The organism is Nitrospira sp. NS4 (assembly GCF_049546785.1).
Classification (GTDB): domain Bacteria; phylum Nitrospirota; class Nitrospiria; order Nitrospirales; family Nitrospiraceae; genus Nitrospira_D.
Window position 1 is genome coordinate 629,602 of sequence record NZ_JBMWAN010000002.1, and the last position, 17,599, is coordinate 647,200.

Here is a 17,599-nt window from a genome sequence, read left to right on the forward strand (position 1 = left end):
AGATCGAGGCATCCCGGCCGGCCTCCACCCGATCAGATGCCGAGTTCTTGCGACAGCCGGAGTTCCGATTCGTCGTCGATTTCTTCCAGGCACGTGAAGCAGGAAAACGGGAAGCGGTCGATGGGAATTGCGCAGACTTCCCCGACTGGCGACTCTTCCATCGCCGGGCCGCCGCACTCTTTATGAATCAAAACCAGCACGTTGCCCTCCTAATTTAGCGGCGTGAACGGGCGGGACTCGCGAGACGAGCAACACCTGACTCAGCCTGTCGCGCATTTCCCCCAAGTCCCGCCATGCTTGCATGGCTATTCTACTTCGGTAAGTCCAACACAAGACGCCGGAACATGTCGACATGCTCGGGGCTGCTTAAGCGATGATCGCCGGGGATCAGATCAAGTTCGATTGGAAACGCCGGAGCTCGTTCCAAGAGTGTTTCCACAAACCGCCTGCTGCCTTCCGGCAGGATCACGCTGTCTTGCATTCCGTGCAGGATGGCCGTACTCACCGGCCTGAGCCGGTCGAAGCTGGCCTTCCAATAGGCTTCACTCTCCTCCACCCACTTCCATGACAGCGGCCAGTCTTTGTGGAGGGGCTCGTCGTCCCAGGGCATCCACCCCGTCGTCTGCCAGGCCTGCCGCCGGGCTGCCGGAATCTGCGCGGCCCTTACTCCCATCATATTGAAAGCCGGGGCGATGAGGATGAGCCGATCCACGAATTCGAATTCCTGCGCCATCAACCAGGCGATCCAGCCGCCGAGCGAATTGCCGACTATAGTAGTTGCCGGGCCGTCCCTCAGCCCATTCAGGACCAGCCGCGCATCGGCGATCCAATCCGCTAGCGTGTAGTCCGTGAACGCTCCCTCCGAGTCGCCGAACCCGCGCACATCGTAGCAACAGAATCCCCAGCCTTGTTCCTGACACCATTGCGCCAGGGCCTTGCTCTTGTTCCCCCAGCGCTTCGAGAGAAAGCCGGTGATGAACAGTATCTGGCGGCCTTCTCCATCGGCTCGATCCCCACGGATCGCCTTACCATCGGCTCCCTTCAGTTCAAACCGGGTCATCATGTTGAGGATTTCATCAACCGCTTGATGAGAAAAGACCCGAGCCGATGAACGACCGGCTCTGGAATCTCATGCCCGCCGCGGAAACTGTGCCATTCGACGGCGAGACCGGCCTGGCTCAGCACATCGCGGAGTCGCTCTGCCCCGATGTAGGGCAGAATTTGATCCTGCAGGCCGTGGCTTTGAAACACCGGCAGCCCTTTGCGCTTCGGCAGGAGCGGGTCCCATACAGGCTGAGCCAATAAATTGCCGGAGAGTTGGATGAGCCCGGCATAGGGACGATCGCTGTGGAGCAGGGCGTCGCAGGAGAGCATGGCCCCCTGTGAGAAGCCACCCAGCACGGTCTTGCGCGGATCTGCGCCGAGCTTCTGTTCGATCTCTTTCAAGAAGACCAGCATCTTCTCGCGCATGGGCGCCAGCCCCTTTGGAATCTCCTGCGACAGGTCGCGCACCCGTCCCGCTTCCCGATCGGCCTGGATCCGCGCCATGTCGATCATCCACCAGGCGCGTGCCTTGCCATCGCCGAATCCGAGATTGAGCGGCCCTTCCGGAAACAGCCAGCGCGTCCCGGACGGGGCATCAATCACGTCGGCAAGCGGCACCAGATCGTCGCCCGGCGCGCCGAACCCGTGCAGCAGGATCACGACCGGACCATGTCCGCCACCCTGCCCGTCCACGCCGCCGGCCAGGCGAACGGTGAGACCCCCGAGTTGAACTGTGCGCATGCGATCCGCGTACCTTCAGGTTCTGTTAGCTCAGATACAAGTATTGGAGGAGCGCCAGCAGTCCATAAAACGACGATTCGACCACCGGCTGCTGCCACAAGGGCGAGAAGGCCCCTTGGCCGACCGCCTCAATGTCCTCGATGACCTGGCGGGTCAACTTCACGTCGGGCTCGCCCGCCGCCCCGCGATCCAGCCCCTGCAGAACCAGGTGATTGAGGCGCGCCACACCCGCATCGCGCGCCTGCTCCGCCGCCCGATAGAGCAGCAGCGCCGCAGCCACGGCCAGGAACACGTTCACCGCCCATCCCACCATCATCATCAGGGGAAAATGCCAGTTGTCGAAATAACTGTTGCGCGCCACCATCATGATGAGCAGCACGATGAACGGATACCGCACGAGGCGATTCACCAGGTCGGTCCGTTTGGCAATCAGTTCGATCTTCATCAACTCCCGGGCTTTCGCCACATTCTCGGCGGACTGCAATTTCAAGCGCTCCGTCAAGGCCTGCGGCCACCCCTCCGTCGCCTGCGCCAGAGAACCGATCCAGCGCCGGCACAGCAGCACGGCGTCGAACACAAACAGATTGAGGAGAGCCGCACAGACATAACTGGCCAGGACGAACACCAGATCCAGGCGGCAGCTGAACGTCCCGCGGCAGGGGCCTGAGAAATCTTCCGCGCCCATGACCTTCCAGAGCAGCACGAAGCACACGGCATAGACCATCGCGAGCAGGAGGATACGCGGGAGCCGATGCCGCCCCGACCCGGCCTCCCGGTAGAGATGCCACAAGTCGCCGACGTGCTCTTCCGACCGCCTGCCGCGAGGGGACAAGACCCACTGCATCGTGGCGAGGTACCGCCGCCATCCCTCCTGACGAGCCTCTTCAGGCTGCGAGCCGAACCCGTACCGCTCCGCCATGCCGTCGAGATTCGACTGGAGATCCCGCCAGGTCTTGACCAGAAAGATGAGCGCCAACAGCGTGGCGATTCCGCGCAGAATTTCCGTCGGCCAAAGACTGACCCCCTCCAGCCAGTAGAACGGTTCGCCCTGGTCGTGGTTCTGCAGGACGATATCCAGGAGAAACCGGTCGACGACGAAGGCGAGCCCGAAGGCGGCCCCGGCGCCGAACACAAGGATTCCCGTGTGCGCCGTCATCCACCGGTGGGACTTCGGTTTGGTCCATAAGACGAGGAACCCGATCACGTAGGCCAGACCGGCGCTGCCGTAGATGACGCCGGTTGAGGGACGCCGCCCGGTCGTTTGCGGGGAGTCCTCGGACAGATCCACGCGGGGGGCATGCAGGGTATACCCTTCTTCCGTCGCCCCGACTGAGATATCGACCGCGCCGTGACGTCCGACTTCGAATATCCGGGGCAGCTCCACCCCGCTGAACCAGACATGGTCGGCCGTCAAGTTGGCCTTGTAGCCGCAGGGCGACAAGGGCGTTTCGGACCGCGAGCCCGGCTGGCCGGCGGCCCCGGGCGGACAGGCGGCCAGCGGACGGATATGCCCCAGGGCCTGGAGAGTGGCGAAGTACCCGGACGTCTGATAGCTGCTTCGGAAGGGCGGCACGTCGCGCTGCAACATGCCGTACAATTCCAACCCGTAATGGGAAGCGGTCACGAGGTTCCTCGTCCAGCGATACTCGTCTGCATAGACCAGCCGGGTATCCAGATCCGTCGTGAAGAAGACGGCGCCGGGAAATCGCTCGCGCATGGCCTGCAGAATCAGCAGGGCGTCGTAGGCATCGCTGCCGAGGATGCCGATGGCCGCGACGGGATTCCGGTTGTCGTCTTCCGAATCCACGGCGGCATTGGCCACTTCGGTCATATCCCGCTCGATGCGGTCGGCCAGCCGTTGCGCGTAATCGAACTGACTCGTGCCGACCGGGCGCTCAAGCACCCGGCTGTCGAACAAGGCGCTCTTGACCGCCTTCGACGCGCTCCCCTTTGAGGCGTCCGCCTTGTCTCCGCCAGGGATTTCTCCGTCGAGCCCGCGGAGATAGCTGTACCGCCACACATTCAGGCCGAGTCCCCTCGTCCCGACCGGGCTTCTGACTTGCAGCTCGACGGCCTGATTGACCGTGGGACATTCCGATCGAATGCGCGCCAGGCGGTCCGCCTCGATCGTGCGATTCTCCTCGTCGGACCGATGGGCGATCCGGTTGCAGACAGCGGCGGTAAACTCGACCGGCAGCACCCGGCCGTAGAACGAATCCCATTCGGCAATGAGGACGACGGCATCCCGCTCGAACTTCACCCGGCGACGCTCGAGTTCCTGCGTCAAGGCGCCGAACAGCTGATCGTCTGATCGGATGCTGTATTTGAGCTCAATGCCGGCCCGCAGCAGAATCCAACAGAGTTGCTCCCGGTTCGGATCGGAGGACGCACACTCGGTGGATTCCGGGGGCTTCGCCGTCACGCTGAGCTCCTGCGTCAGGAGTTTGGGCATGGCCGTGGCCCAGGGCGAATACAATTCCACGCGACCGCCGGCATTCGCCCAGATCAGGTGATCCTCCCGTCCCTGAACCAGACTCGCGGCTTCCTCGAGGAGATTCCGGAAAGCGGACGAGCTCCGCGGCCCGATGATCTTGAACCGCACATGCTGTTCCCGGCGAGGGTCCAGCAAGACCGTCCCGTCCCGACCGGTCTGACAGGCATGGCGTCCGATGGCGCTCTCCTCACAGAGGATGGCCTGCGTCAGTCGCTGCAGGTTGCCGATAGGATAATCGCCGGAGACCTCACTGCTGATCCACAGGATGAGGACGGCCTGCGCCCAGGTGCTTTCAACTGAACATTTTCGCGGCCCTTCCCGGTACCACTCATAGGGCAACACCCGGCTCGCCCCGGCTTGGTCCCGCCATTCGACGTAGGACAGTTGGTCTTCATTTTGAGGGACATAACAGGCAATGCCGAGGGCGGAGCCGATCGCATAGCGATCCCGGATGCGGGTCTCCCTGCTTTCCCCCGATGATCCGCCTTCGGTCGTCACCAGCAGGACGGTAATGGGCCGTCCCTGGTTCTGGTCGATCTTGTCATCCACTTCCTGGCGGATGGCTCTGACCCGATCGATGTCGTCTTTCCCGTTTCCGACGGCCGGCCTGACTTCGCCGTCGAATTTCGCCACGCGGCGCGCGGCTTCCAGCGGGTCCTCCCACAGGCGGGCATGCACGACGCCTTCGGCGACCTGCGGCTTGACGTCGCCCACCATGGAGGGCGGCCGCGCGCTCTTCAACGGCTGCTGAACCAGCATCACACCGGCAATCGCCAGTCCCAGCGTAATCGTCCCCGCCACCGCCAGCTTGGAATCTCCGCCCTTCTTGGCCATGTAATCAGTCCCTGTATGCAGGTTGAGCGCGCAGGCTCAGGATGGGCCGTGCGTCCGGTTCGTAACTGGGGCGGGTCTATACTTACTCAAGAAACGAGGAGCGCGCAAGCACGCGACGGTCACGACGAGCAACTGACGGAGAGGTGCTTGCCCCAGTTCGGCGGAGCGGCGGCGTAGGCTTCCATCCCCGGCTGGTCGTCGAACGGATTCCGGAGCAGGGTCAGCAGCCGGTCGATCTCCGAGAACTCTTTCTGTTGCGCCTTTTCGATGGCCTGCTGCGCCAGATAGTTGCGCAGCACGTATTTCGGATTGACGCGATTCATGCGCGCGCGCCGCTCCTCATCCCGGCTCCCTGCCGCGCGCAATCGCTCCGCATAGCGGCGGGCCCAACGGTCAAAAGCGTCGCGATCAAGGAAGAAGTCGCGCAACCCGTCGTTCGGGTCTCCGGGCGCCGAGCGAAAATCTCCGAGCGCGCGAAAGAAGATCGTGTAGTCGACGCGGTGCTGGTGCATGAGCCCCAGCAGATCCTGGATCAACTCCGCATCCTCTTCCTGCCTATCGAGCAGCCCGACCTTGGCCCGCATCAGCTCCATGTACCATCCTTCGCAGACCGGCGTGTAGCGGTCCAGCGCCGCTTTCAGCTCGTCCTTCCCGGCCAATGGCAGCAACGCCTGGGCAAGACAGCTCAGATTCCAGAGACCGATGTAGGGCTGCTGACTGAAGGCATAGCGGCCGTTGTGGTCGGAGTGGTTGCAGATGAACCCGGGATCGTAGTCGTCGATGAAGCCGAATGGGCCGTAGTCGAGCGTGATCCCGAGGATCGACATGTTGTCGGTATTCATCACGCCATGGGCCCAGCCGACGGCCTGCCATTGGGCGATCAACTTCGCCGTGCGCTCGACGACCTCGTCGAAGAAGCGGGCGTATGGGTCCGGCGCCCCGGCGAGATGCGGATAGTGGCGGGCGATCACATAGTCGGCCAGGACTTTGAGCTGCTCATGTTGCTTCCGATAGTAGAAGACCTCGAACGAGCCGAAGCGGACATGCGAGGGCGCCATGCGCACCACGATCGCGCCGGTCTCCACCTGTTCGCGATAGACCTGGTGGTCGCTGCCGACGATGCAGAGCGCCCGCGTCGTCGGAATGCCGAGGCCGTGCATGGCTTCGCTGCAGAGATATTCGCGGATGGTGGAACGCAGGACCGCCCGGCCGTCTCCGTCTCTCGAAAACGGGGTGAGGCCGGCGCCTTTGAGTTGCAGATCCCATTTCTCGCCCCGCGCGTTTCTGACTTCTCCGAGGAGAATCGCGCGCCCGTCGCCGAGCTGCGGGACATAGACGCCGAATTGATGGCCGGCATAGAGCATCGCCAACGGCTCCATCCCCGGCACGAGCAGGCTCCCGCCGAACACGCCGGCGAATTCCGGCCGCGCCGCTTCCGCCGGATCGAGGTCGATGAGTTCCGCCGCCGCGGCATTGAAGCTGATGAGATAGGGGGAGCTTGAGAAGGGCGTGGGGTTCAGCTTCGCATGAAAGGCTTCGGGCAGACGGGCGTAGGAATTATCGAACGACAGCGCTTCCAATGCACGGCCGGCCATTACCGACCAAGCCCTTCCAGGTCCCGATCTACTGTAAAGACAAGAACTTTCTCGCCGATCTGGGCATTGATATCGGTAAAGAGCGCCAGCGCCTTGGCTCCGGTGATGCCGTTCACCTGCTCGAAGAGCCGCTCGCGTCCCTGGGCGATGAGGGTTTGCCGGATTCGTTTGACCATGTCCACACCTTCGGCGCTCTTGGCGAGTTGCCGTTCGGCCGGCGTCAGCACGCCCTTCAGGCGCACGACGACAAGATCCCGCACGATATAGGCCCGCACATCCTCCGGGCCACGCCCCATGAATTCCTGCTCGAACTTGATGATGGCGTTACGAATCGCCGATTCGATTTCGCCTTTGGTCAGTGCCTTGTTCATCACACAGCCTTCCCCAGCCAGATCGTAGAACCCAAGTATAGAGGTGCCTCTGCGGGGGTCACAAGAGCAAATCTGCAGCCCGGTGGGCCAAAAGGCATGACGCGTGGGCCCGAAGGCCTAGAAAGCTCAGGGCAATGTACCCGATGGCTTGACTCCTCTGAGACGGATCCTTGATAAGGAGATCCAGGTATTCATCTGAGGGTGTGTGCTGTCCGCCGGGGTCGCGCGGGATAGTCGGAACCATCACGATGAAAAAAGACAGAGGCGGTAGGGTGACCGGCACGTTTCGGGCCGGTTGCAGTACAAGCCAACCGTGGTGCGTGGACCTGTCGTCGCGTAGCACTGTTGGCTTTTGTGTTTTCTGAAACCGTGAGGTGCCCGTGTACGCCATCCTGCTTCCGTTCCTCCCGCTCCTGACGACGCTCATGGTCGCAGCAGGCAGCGATGAGTCGCGCCGCGCCCGCACACAGCTCGCCGCCTTCCCGATCGGGGCGGCGTTCTGCGGCGCCATCGCCACCCTCTATATGGTGGCCACGCAGGGACCGATCAGCATCCGCTTCTACGACCCCGCCTCGATGGTGTCGCTCACGTTTCCGATCGGCTTCTATATTGACCGGCTCAGCGCCGTGATGATGGTGCTGATTTCCGGTGTCGGCACGGTCATCTACGCCTATTCCATCGACTACATGTACCAGGATCCCCACGAACCCCGGTACCTGGCTCTCATCGGCCTGGTGATGTTCGTGCTGCTCTGCATGGTCTCCAGTGCGAACCTCATGATGCTGTTTCTCTTCTGGCAACTCCTGAGTTATCTGCTGTATCTCCTGGCCCATAACCATACCCATGCGGGCACGCTGGAAGGCGCCTTCAAGACGTTCACGCTGTTGCGGGTCGGAGACATCGCGTTCCTTGCGGGAATCGTCCTGGCCCATGCCCTCTACGGCACGTTGGAATTTCCGGCCCTGTTTGCCAGGGCCGCCGAGTCGACGGCCGTCATTTCTCTCCTGCCGGGACTCGATATCAGCGGCGTCACGGCCGTGACGCTCCTCCTGTTCATCGGCGGGATGAGCAAGTCCGCGCAATTCCCGTTCCATATCTGGCTTCCCCACTATCTCTATGCCCCGACGCCCGCGACGGCCTTGCTCCATGCCGGGATCATCAATGCCGGGGGGTTTCTGATCAACCGGTTGGCCCCGCTGTTCGGGCTCAGTTCGACAACCCTGCACGTCGCCTTCGTGGTGGGCACGTTGACCGCCGTGCTGGGCGCCACGATGATGCTGGCGCAGAACGACATCAAGAAAACGCTCGGTTTCTCCACGGTCGGTCAAATGGGCTACATGATCATGGAGTGCGGGCTCGGGGCGTTTTCGCTGGCCGTGTTTCATTTGATCGCCCACGGTCTCTTCAAAGCCACCGTCTTCCTGAACAGCGGCAATGTGATTCACAAGGCCCGACAAGAAGCGCATCTCCCCCATGCCCGCCAAGAGGAAGAGGAACAGACTTTTTCCCCGCTCACCTGGTCGACCGGATTCGTGACCACGCTCGCGATTCCCCTGGCCATCCTGCTGGTCACCCACGGGGTCCTGCGCATTCCATTGCTGGAATCCCAGGGCACCGTGATCTTCCTCTTTTTTATTTGGATCACCTCGTCACAAGCGATTCTGACCCTCACCCGCCTGCGAGCGGTGCCTTCCTGGGAAGTATCGGCCGCCATGCTGGTTACGCTCCTGTTTGTCGTGTTCATGTATCTCTTCGCCGTCGAGTCCTTCACCGCGTTCTTGTATCCGAACCCGGAGGAGGTCGCGTCGTATTTCAAGGCCGCCGCTCTTCCCAGCGGACTCTTTGACCTCATGATCCTGCTGGCCACGGTCATGACCGTCCTCAGCTGGTGCTATCTCTATCTGCGTGCCCATGGCCGGACCGTCTGGATGCCGCCCTGGATCGAGGGCCTGCGGATCCGGTTCTATGTGCTGTTTATGAACCGGCTCTATGTGGATGAACTCTATGATCGAATCGGCCGGGCCATCATGCGTATGGCCCATCGTCTCGATAAACCACCGGCGCGATGACGGGCTCGATTCCCGACGCGTGATTGATGGAGCGAACGCTTCCGAACTGCGACAGATCTGCCGGGAGCCTTCGGGCCGGCCCGGTGCTTGACGCTGGTCTAGACAACGTACTAATGATGGACCCTGCGAAAACATCCGCTGCGGTCGTCGATCGACGGATGCCCTGTCCGTGAGGGGTTTGAGACGGTTTCACACCATCCCGGGGTGATGAGGTGTTTGTGTCGTTTGCGTTGCTTGTCCCGCTCCTCCCGCTCCTGACGGCCTTCATGGTCGCAGTGGGCAACGATGAGTCCCGCCGCGCCCGCACACAGCTCGCCGCCTTCCCGATCGGGGCGGCGTTCTGCGGCGCCATCGCCACCCTCTATATTGTAGCCACGCAGGGACCGATCAGCATCCGCTTCTACGACCCCGCCTCGATGGTGTCGCTCACGTTTCCGATCGGCTTCTATATCGACCGGCTCAGCGCCGTCATGATGGTGTTGATTTCCGGCGTCGGCACGGTCATCTACGCCTATTCCGTCGGGTATATGTACCAGGATCCCCACGAACCGCGATATCTGTCCCTCATCGGCATCGGGACGTTCGTCCTGCTCTGCATGGTCTCCAGCGCGAATCTCATGATGCTGTTTCTCTTCTGGCAGCTCCTGAGCTATCTCCTGTACCTCCTGGCGCACAATCACGGCCATGCCGCGACGCTGCACGGCGCGTTCAGAACGTTTACGGTCCTGCGGGTCGGGGATGTCGCATTTCTCGCGGGAGTCGTCCTGGCCCATACCCTCTACGGCACGCTGGAGTTCCGGGAACTCTTCACCAGAGCGGCCGAAACCCCCGTGACACTCTCGCCCCTGCCGGGATGGGAGATCAGCGGCCCGACGGCGGTGACGCTGCTCCTGTTCATCGGCGGGATGAGCAAGTCCGCGCAGGTTCCGCTCCACTTCTGGCTGCCCCGGTCGCTCTATGCGCCGACGCCCGTGCATGCCTTGCTCCACGCCGGCATCATCAATGCGGGCGGCTTCCTGATCAACCGCCTGGCTCCCCTGTTCGGGCTGAGTTCGACGACCCTGCACGTCGCCTTCGTGGTGGGTACGTTGACCGCCGTGCTGGGCGCCACGATGATGCTGGCGCAGAACGACATCAAGAAAACGCTCGGCTTTTCCACGATCGGTCAAATGGGCTACATGATCATGGAGTGCGGGCTCGGGGCGTTTTCGCTGGCCGTGTTTCATCTGATCGCCCACGGCCTCTTCAAAGCCACCGTCTTCTTGAATTGCGGCAACGTGATTCATAAAGCCCGACAGGAACCGCATGTCCCCCATGCGGACCCCCAGGAAGAGGAGGAACACTTCTCCCCGCTCACCTGGTCGACCGGATTCGTGACCACGCTCGCGATTCCCCTGGCCATCCTGCTGGTCACCCACGGGATCCTGCGCATCCCGCTGCTCGAATCGCAGGGAACGGTCATCTTTCTCTTCTTCATCTGGCTGACTTCGTCACAAGCCATTCTGACGCTCACCCGGCTACGCGCGATTGCCTCCTGGAAGGTGTCGTCTGCGATGCTCGTGACGCTGCTCTTCGTGGTCTTCGTCTATTTGTTCGCCGTCGAGTCGTTTACCGCCTTCCTCTATCCCGATCCGGCTGAGGTCGCGTCGTACTTTCAAGCCGCACATCTGCCCAAATGGCTCTTTGAGGGCCTGGTTCTCATGGCCACGGTCATGACCGTCCTCAGCTGGTGCTATCTCTATATGCGCGCCCATGGCCGGACGATCCGGATACCGGGGCGGGTCTCACGCTGGGTCGAAGGCGGACGAAACGGGTCGTATGTCCTGTTCATGAACCGGTTGTACGCCGACGAACTCTACCAACAGCTCGGACGGACGGTCATGCGCATCCTCCACCGTTTCGACAAGCGTGAACGCGGATGGTCCCGATGATCGACGCGACCCTCATCCCCTGGCTCCTCGCGGGCATTCCCCTGCTGGGTGCCGCGTTGAGCCCGGCCTTCTGGGCACACCCGCACCGGCTCATGGCCTGGTCGGTCGGTGTCTCCGCGGTCAGTCTGGCTTCCGTCGCGGGATTCGCCGGCTTTCTGACAACTCCGCCAGAAGGTCTCCTCCTGCTCTTTCTGCTTCCGCTGGCCGCCGGAGTGTCTCTCCTGGGTCAACCGCATCACCAGGACCATCGCGCATCCTGGGTCATGACCCTGCTGTTTCTCAGCCTGGGACTCGGCGCGCTCGCGAGCCAGCCGGTCATCGGCAAACTGTTTCTGCTGGCGATCCATGGTTTCGTCATCGTGCTGCTCTATCGACATCACACGCCGCTCTGGCCCATCTCCTGGTGGGGCCTGGGCGCCTATACGCTCGGCGCGCTCTGCCTGCTGCTCACGCTGGTGGCCGCCCCGCCGCTGTCTTCTATGGCGGCGTTGCTGGCCTGCACCATTCTCTTGCCCGTCGTGCCGTTCCACGACGGCCATCTCACCGCGCTCACCCGATTGCCCGGAAACCTTCCGTCGTTCATGGTCCTGCTGTTTCCGGCGCTCGGGCTGCATAGTCTGGCCCCTCTCGCGGCAACGTTGCCGGATACCGTGGCCGGGATGATGAGTTTCCTCGCCCTGGCCGGTACCGTCTACGGCGCGGTCAAGGCGCTGGCGCAATCGCGTGTGCGGCTCCTGCTCGCCTACAGCAGTCTCTCGTTCTTTTCGATGCTCTGGTGGTGCGTGGTCACCACACGCTCCGCGACGCCGCGCGCCGCGCTCTTCGTGGGCGCCGTGGGACTGGTGATGTGCGGACTCCTGCTGGCCTGGCAGATCATCCGCACCCGCTACGGAGACGACGTGGACCCGCAGGCCATCAGCGGACTGGCCTCCACCATGCCGCAATACGCCGTGCTGCTGTCGCTGCTGGCGCTCGCGGCCATGGGGCTCCCGCCGTTCGGCGTCTTCGCGGGATTCATGGGTTTGCTGCTGTCGTCCACCGCCGCCTTTTCAGCCGGCATCATCGTGCTGGTCTCTGCCTGGCTCTCGTCGTCCTGGTACATCCTGGACCTGGTGCAGAGACTCCTGTTCGGAACCCGCCGCTCCGACTTGCGCTATGCCGATCTCCTCCAGACCGAGCTGGCGTCGCTGGTGATTGTCGTCTTGACTCTGCTCGCGCTGGGCGTGGTCCCGGTCAGCCTCTTCGGGCCGGACCGGACTCCGGCACCGACCGGTGCCAACTCCCAACCGGCCGGCGCCACCTCAGGATCGCTCGCATGGAACAGATAAAGCCGTCGATCGACATCGAATCCCGGCGGATGGAGCTGCGCGGCGTCGTCCAGCTCGCCGGCGAAGTGATTGCGCAGTACTGGCCGATGCGGACCTTCGTCCACCACAATCCGCTCCATAGCCTTGAGTATCTCCCCTTCGAAGAGACCGCCCGGCGCGGCAAGCAATTCATGGGAGGGCATAGTTATCTCCCCGGCGCGCTCTATCGCGAATATCTGAAGGCGGGCCGGATGCAGGTGGCCCATCTCGACGCCGCCTTGAAGCCACTCGTCCTGGATCAGTCTGTCACGATCGGCTTGCGCCGGATCACGCACGGCGAGGTCCTGCGGGCCTGTCTCACGGAAGGACTCTGCGCGCCGGTGGCAGAGCCGCTCGATGATCAACTGCACGATCCCGCGAAAGAGGTGATCGACGCGGTCGCGGCGAGCCTGTCTGTCGAGTGGGCGTTCCCCGATCTCCGCAAACGGATTCACCTCATCGTGGAAAGCGACCAGTCGGCGCTGGGCCGGTGGCTCACCCTCTCGCATTGGTGCGACGACACCTTCGGGACACAGATCGTGCGGCAGATCAACGACCAAATGATCAAATGGTGCGAGGCCTTCCTGGACGAAGGCCATGCGACCTGGTCCATGCCGGAGCGGGAGAAAGGGCTGTACAACGCCTGGAGAGACCTGGCCGCTCAGGAATGGTCGCCCTGCGGGATCGCGGACAGCCGCAGAAAAATTTCGCAGCTCCCCGACTATCCCGAAGACGCCCTGCTGCAGAGTCTGGACGCGCTCGCCATTCCCTCACACCTGCGCCAGGATTATTTGTCGCTGCAATTGACGGCGCTGCCTGGCTGGGCCGGCTTCATCAAGTGGCGCGCAGAAGAACGGGACTATCCCTGGCAGAAGGCCTACCCGGTCGGACTCGTCAAATTTCTCGCCATCCGCCTCTGGTATGCCAGCGAGTTGGTCCGGAAAACCTGCCGTGAAGAACTCGGCATCGAGGGCCGCTACGATACCATCGTCGCCTATATGCGCGAGCATCCCGACGAATACTACTTGCGACGCCAGCGGGTCGCCGGGCGGTTGCCGGCCCTGTATGCCGAGGAAGTGGACCGGCTCCGGCATCACAAGGGAGACGGCTGGGGACGCGTGATCGAGCGCTACCGGACGGACGTGGTCCCGCGGCAGGAAATTGCCGCCCGCCGCGGCGCCGCCAAGCGGTTGATCGCGTTGGCTCGCTCCCTGGAGCTGGATCCGGCGGTCCTGGCCGGGACCCCGCACGCCACGCTCAAACAGCTCTTCGATTGGATGGAGTCCTTTCCCGAATCAGACCATGGACCGGTCTGGCTCAAGGCGCTTGAAGCCGCCTACCAGCAGCGCCTGCTCGCCCAGTTGCAGACGCCGGCGCAGCAGCGAACCGTACCGGCGGACCAGCCGGGCACGAACCGGCCTTATTCGCAATCGGTCTATTGCATCGATGTGCGCTCCGAGCCGTTCCGCCGGCACCTGGAGTCCACCGGTCCGCACGAAACCTACGGCTTCGCCGGATTCTTCGCCGCCTTCATTCGCTATCGGGCCTGGGGGAAGGAACACGACACTGAACAGTTCCCCGTGATCATGCGCGCCAAGAACGAGGTGCGGGAGATTCCCCGGAGTTATCTCGATCACAAGGTCTCGAAACACGAGGCCCGCACCAAGTGGGTCCATGCCGGCCATACGCTGCTGCACGATTTGAAAGAAAACGTCGTGACGCCCTATGTCATGGTGGAATCGCTGGGCTGGTTCTACGGCCTTCCGATCTTCGGCAAGACCCTCTGGCCGTCGCTCTATCAACGCTGGACGTCGTGGTTGCGGCGCCTGTTTGTGCCGGCCATCGCCACGACGCTCACGGTGGACAAGATGGCCCCGGCCGAAACGGCGGAGATGCTGGCGGCCGAGCACCACGCCATCATCAGAAAAGTGTTGCATGAACGTGCGGGATTGCGCAGCTCGCGCATCACTCCGGCTCTCGTGGAAGCCTTGCGCCAACAGGCGTTGGGCGGGCAAGGAGAGCTGGAATCATCACTCGTGGACGCCGCGAAACCCGCCGATCTTTCGCCGGATCTGTTGCGTACACTCGTCGAGATCCTCCGCCGGCAATACGACCTCACCGCGCGATCGGCGTCCCGGCAGAAGGAGCGGATCACCCGCATGGGGTTCACCGTCGAAGAACAGACGCTCACGGTCGACACCGCGCTGCGGATGATGGGGCTGACGAAAAACTTCGCCCGGCTCGTGTTGTTCTGCGCGCACGGCAGCACGTCGGAGAACAATCCCTATGAGTCGGCCCTGGACTGCGGCGCCTGCGGCGGCAACGAGGGAAAACCGAATGCCCGAGTCCTGGCGATGATGGCGAACAATCCGCTGGTGCGGGAACGCCTGGCCAAGAACAACCTGGTGATTCCGCCCGATACGCATTTTCTGGCCGGCCAGATGGATACGACGACGGACGACGTCCAACTCTTCGATCTGGAGGACGTACCCCCGACGCATCGCGCGGACCTGGGGCGGTTGCAGGAGGATCTCAAGGAGGCCTCCGCCCTGACGAGCCTGGAACGGTGCACACGCTTCCCCGACATCCAGGAGTCGCTCGACGAGGGTCAGGCGCGATCACACGTGCGGCAACGGAGTGTGGACTGGAGCCAGGTCCGGCCGGAGTGGGGCCTCTCCGGCAACACCGCGTTTGTGATCGGGCGACGGGAACTGACCAGGGGGCTCAATCTCGAAGGGCGGGTGTTCCTGCAATCCTACGACGCGCGCCAGGATCCGAGCAGCCGCCTCCTTGAAGTGCTGTTGACCGGCCCGCAGGTCGTGGCCCAGTGGATCAATATGGAACATTATTTCTCCGCGGTCGACAACGACGTGTACGGCAGCGGAAGCAAGATCTATCATAACGTCGTCGGGCGGATCGGGATTATGTCGGGGCCCTGGAGCGACCTCCGGTTGGGGCTGGCGAGACAGACCGTGATGAACGGCGACGTCCCGTACCACGAACCGATGCGGCTCCTGACCATCGTAGAGGCGCCGCGCGGGCGCATCGACAAGCTGATCGAGCGGCACGAAGTGTTGCGGCACTATTATCATAACGAGTGGGTGCATCTTGTCGCCCTCGACCCCGATGACCAGGTGTGGTATCGGTATCGCCCCACAGGCGAGTGGATCCCCCTCGACAAAGCTCCATGAACAAGGACACGTCACAGACGGGCATAGCCAGGAAAGGAGTGCGTAGATGGGCGCGTTGACATTGCATCCGATGAAGGAAATTCGCGTGGTCGTCGCGGGGGAGCACCGGGCATTCGTGACCGAGTTGCTGGACCGCGTCAAAGCGACCGGCTATACGATCATCGGCAATCTGTCCGGGAAGGGACACCACGGGATCCGCGAAGCCCACTTCATGTTCAGCGAGCAGGAAAGTCTCGAGATGATCATGACCGTCGTGCCGGAGGACAAGGTCGAGCCGATCCTCGCCGGCCTGCGGCCGCTCTTCGACCGCCATTCCGGGGTGATGTTCGTGACCGACGTCTCGGTCAGCCGGCAGGAGTATTTCGGCAAGACCACGAAGAAGAGCGGCGGGGCCTGACCGACTGCCGACCAGGCCAGATCCGGGTCCGGAAACCGGCTGGTGGTGAAGGGCCCGGCTGGAGGGCCCTGCTCTTGTCTTCCACGCCAAGACTTGTCTAGAATGGGCCCCTCTTGCAGGGAAAGGGAGCACGCCATGAAGGGCTTACGGTTTGAACGGATCGGGCGGGACCGCTACTACAACGTCGTGTTTCACATCGGAAGCACCTATATTCCGGTGAGCGACGACACGATCGAAGAGCTGAAAAACCAGAGCCTGCTGACGCCCGAACGCTTCCTGGATCTCCTCGTAGACCGCGTCGGCTATTCCTCCTATCTCAAAGACCAGATCCGCACCGAGCTGAAGTCCTCCGGCGATCCGGTGACCCAGATTACGGTTCTGCAGGGCGCTATCCGCGATCTATAGAAGAACGCGTCGCTCGTCGTTCGTGACCCGTATCTCGTAAAATCCTCACCTTCTATACTTCCCTTGCTCTCGTCGTAGCACGAACTTCCTGCCGGTTGCAGTTGCGAAATTGTGTGGCCCCCTCAGCCCGCAACGGTATGATGGGTCTGCTGACACTGTGACCACAAGTGAACCGAGGGATACTGATGAAACAGACTCTGCTTTCGGCGGTACTGCTCTTGGGGTTGCTGGGACTTGTCACCTCGGCCTGTGGCGATCCGCTTCGGGAGCGGATCAAGGAGCGGCACGCGGCGACAGCGTCAGACGATGCCGCAGAAATGGAAATGGGCGAGTCATCCTCGTCCCCTGTGCCGCTGCCAGCTGGCGCAAGGTTTGAGCATGACCTCTCCTATGGCACCGATCCTCAGCAGCGTCTGGATGCGTATATCCCTGCCCAGGCCAAGGCTGCGCCGATCCTGTTCATGGTCCACGGCGGCGCCTGGATGCTGGGCGACAAGGCAACTTCACCCTTCGTCTCCAACAAAGTCGCTCACTGGCTGCCCAAGGGCTATCTCCTCGTCTCGACGAACTACTGCATGTCGAAGCATCCCAACCCGCTCGAACAGGCCGACGACCTCGCCCGCGCCCTGGCCTTCGTCCAAGCCAAAGCTTCGTCGTGGGGAGGCGACCCAGGCAAGGTGCTGTTGCTGGGGCATTCGGCCGGTGCGCATCTGGTCTCCCTGGTGACGGCAGACCCCCGCATCGTCACCAGCCAGGGTGGCGCACCGTGGCTGGGCACGATTTCGCTCGACAGCGCCGCTTTCGACGTCGTCGAGATCATGCAGGGCAAGCACCACGGGTTTTACGATCGTGTCTTCGGCAAGAACCCTGCGTTCTGGACTGACACGTCGCCCTACCACCGGCTGACGACAGCGCCGGCGCCGATGTTAGCCGTCTGCTCGACGAAGCGTAGCGACGCCTGCCCGCAAGCGAGCGCGTTTTCCGCTAAGGCCGTCAAATTAGGCGGACGAGTCGTGGTGCTGCCGGTGGACATGAAACACGGTGAGCTCAACAAAGAGCTGGGTCTCCCCAGCGACTACACCACGACCGTCGAAGCGTTCATGCGCTCGCTGGGGCTGCCCTAGTCGGCTGCTGAAACAGGCGCCCAACTTCGTTTCCGTTTCGACAACTTAAAAGCATGG

The 17,599-nt window shown here is 62.6% G+C and carries 13 protein-coding genes; 7 read left to right on the forward strand and 6 right to left on the reverse strand.

Annotation, left to right across the window (positions count from 1 at the left end; genetic code table 11):
• Positions 1–32 precede the first annotated feature (32 nt).
• The 6 genes from ACO9S2_RS07620 to ACO9S2_RS07645 all read right to left on the reverse strand — a co-directional run bounded on the left by ACO9S2_RS07620 (position 33) and on the right by ACO9S2_RS07645 (position 7,079).
• Positions 33–200, reverse strand: coding sequence for a hypothetical protein (locus ACO9S2_RS07620; RefSeq protein ID WP_423721358.1), 168 nt, complete (start codon positions 198–200; stop codon positions 33–35).
• Between the two features lie 110 nt (positions 201–310).
• Positions 311–1,063: an alpha/beta hydrolase gene (locus ACO9S2_RS07625; RefSeq protein WP_423721359.1), complete on the reverse strand. Its 753-nt coding sequence runs from the start codon at positions 1,061–1,063 to the stop codon at positions 311–313.
• On the reverse strand, positions 1,060–1,785 hold the full coding sequence (locus ACO9S2_RS07630; RefSeq protein ID WP_423721360.1) for an alpha/beta hydrolase: 726 nt from the start codon (positions 1,783–1,785) through the stop codon (positions 1,060–1,062). The genes ACO9S2_RS07625 and ACO9S2_RS07630 overlap by 4 nt, the downstream gene beginning before the upstream one ends.
• Before the next feature lie 25 nt (positions 1,786–1,810).
• The gene (locus ACO9S2_RS07635; RefSeq protein ID WP_423721362.1) at positions 1,811–5,113 is read right to left on the reverse strand and encodes a hypothetical protein; all 3,303 of its coding nucleotides are present in this window, start codon (positions 5,111–5,113) and stop codon (positions 1,811–1,813) included.
• A gap of 119 nt (positions 5,114–5,232) precedes the next feature.
• The gene (locus tag ACO9S2_RS07640; protein ID WP_423721363.1) at positions 5,233–6,708 is read right to left on the reverse strand and encodes a protein adenylyltransferase SelO; all 1,476 of its coding nucleotides are present in this window, start codon (positions 6,706–6,708) and stop codon (positions 5,233–5,235) included.
• Positions 6,708–7,079: a DUF2294 domain-containing protein gene (locus tag ACO9S2_RS07645; RefSeq protein WP_423721364.1), complete on the reverse strand. Its 372-nt coding sequence runs from the start codon at positions 7,077–7,079 to the stop codon at positions 6,708–6,710. Before ACO9S2_RS07645 ends, ACO9S2_RS07640 begins: the two co-directional genes overlap by 1 nt.
• A gap of 380 nt (positions 7,080–7,459) precedes the next feature.
• Here ACO9S2_RS07645 and ACO9S2_RS07650 point away from each other — a divergent pair, with 380 nt between their 5' ends.
• From ACO9S2_RS07650 to ACO9S2_RS07680, 7 genes are all read left to right on the forward strand, one after another.
• Positions 7,460–9,148 (forward strand): NADH-quinone oxidoreductase subunit L, encoded by a 1,689-nt coding sequence (locus tag ACO9S2_RS07650; protein ID WP_423721365.1) that lies wholly within the window; start codon positions 7,460–7,462, stop codon positions 9,146–9,148.
• Positions 9,149–9,366: 218 nt separating this feature from the next.
• Complete coding sequence (locus tag ACO9S2_RS07655) at positions 9,367–11,079, forward strand: NADH-quinone oxidoreductase subunit L (protein ID WP_423721366.1); 1,713 nt, start codon at positions 9,367–9,369, stop codon at positions 11,077–11,079.
• Positions 11,076–12,407: a proton-conducting transporter membrane subunit gene (locus ACO9S2_RS07660; protein WP_423721367.1), complete on the forward strand. Its 1,332-nt coding sequence runs from the start codon at positions 11,076–11,078 to the stop codon at positions 12,405–12,407. The genes ACO9S2_RS07655 and ACO9S2_RS07660 overlap by 4 nt, the downstream gene beginning before the upstream one ends.
• Complete coding sequence (locus ACO9S2_RS07665; RefSeq protein WP_423721368.1) at positions 12,395–15,616, forward strand: DUF2309 domain-containing protein; 3,222 nt, start codon at positions 12,395–12,397, stop codon at positions 15,614–15,616. Before ACO9S2_RS07660 ends, ACO9S2_RS07665 begins: the two co-directional genes overlap by 13 nt.
• Before the next feature lie 46 nt (positions 15,617–15,662).
• The gene (locus ACO9S2_RS07670; RefSeq protein ID WP_423721370.1) at positions 15,663–16,013 is read left to right on the forward strand and encodes a P-II family nitrogen regulator; all 351 of its coding nucleotides are present in this window, start codon (positions 15,663–15,665) and stop codon (positions 16,011–16,013) included.
• Between the two features lie 135 nt (positions 16,014–16,148).
• On the forward strand, positions 16,149–16,418 hold the full coding sequence (locus ACO9S2_RS07675; RefSeq protein ID WP_423721371.1) for a hypothetical protein: 270 nt from the start codon (positions 16,149–16,151) through the stop codon (positions 16,416–16,418).
• A gap of 185 nt (positions 16,419–16,603) precedes the next feature.
• Positions 16,604–17,542, forward strand: a complete 939-nt coding sequence (locus tag ACO9S2_RS07680) for a carboxylesterase family protein (protein ID WP_423721372.1) — start codon at positions 16,604–16,606, stop codon at positions 17,540–17,542.
• The last annotated feature ends 57 nt before the right edge of the window (positions 17,543–17,599 follow it).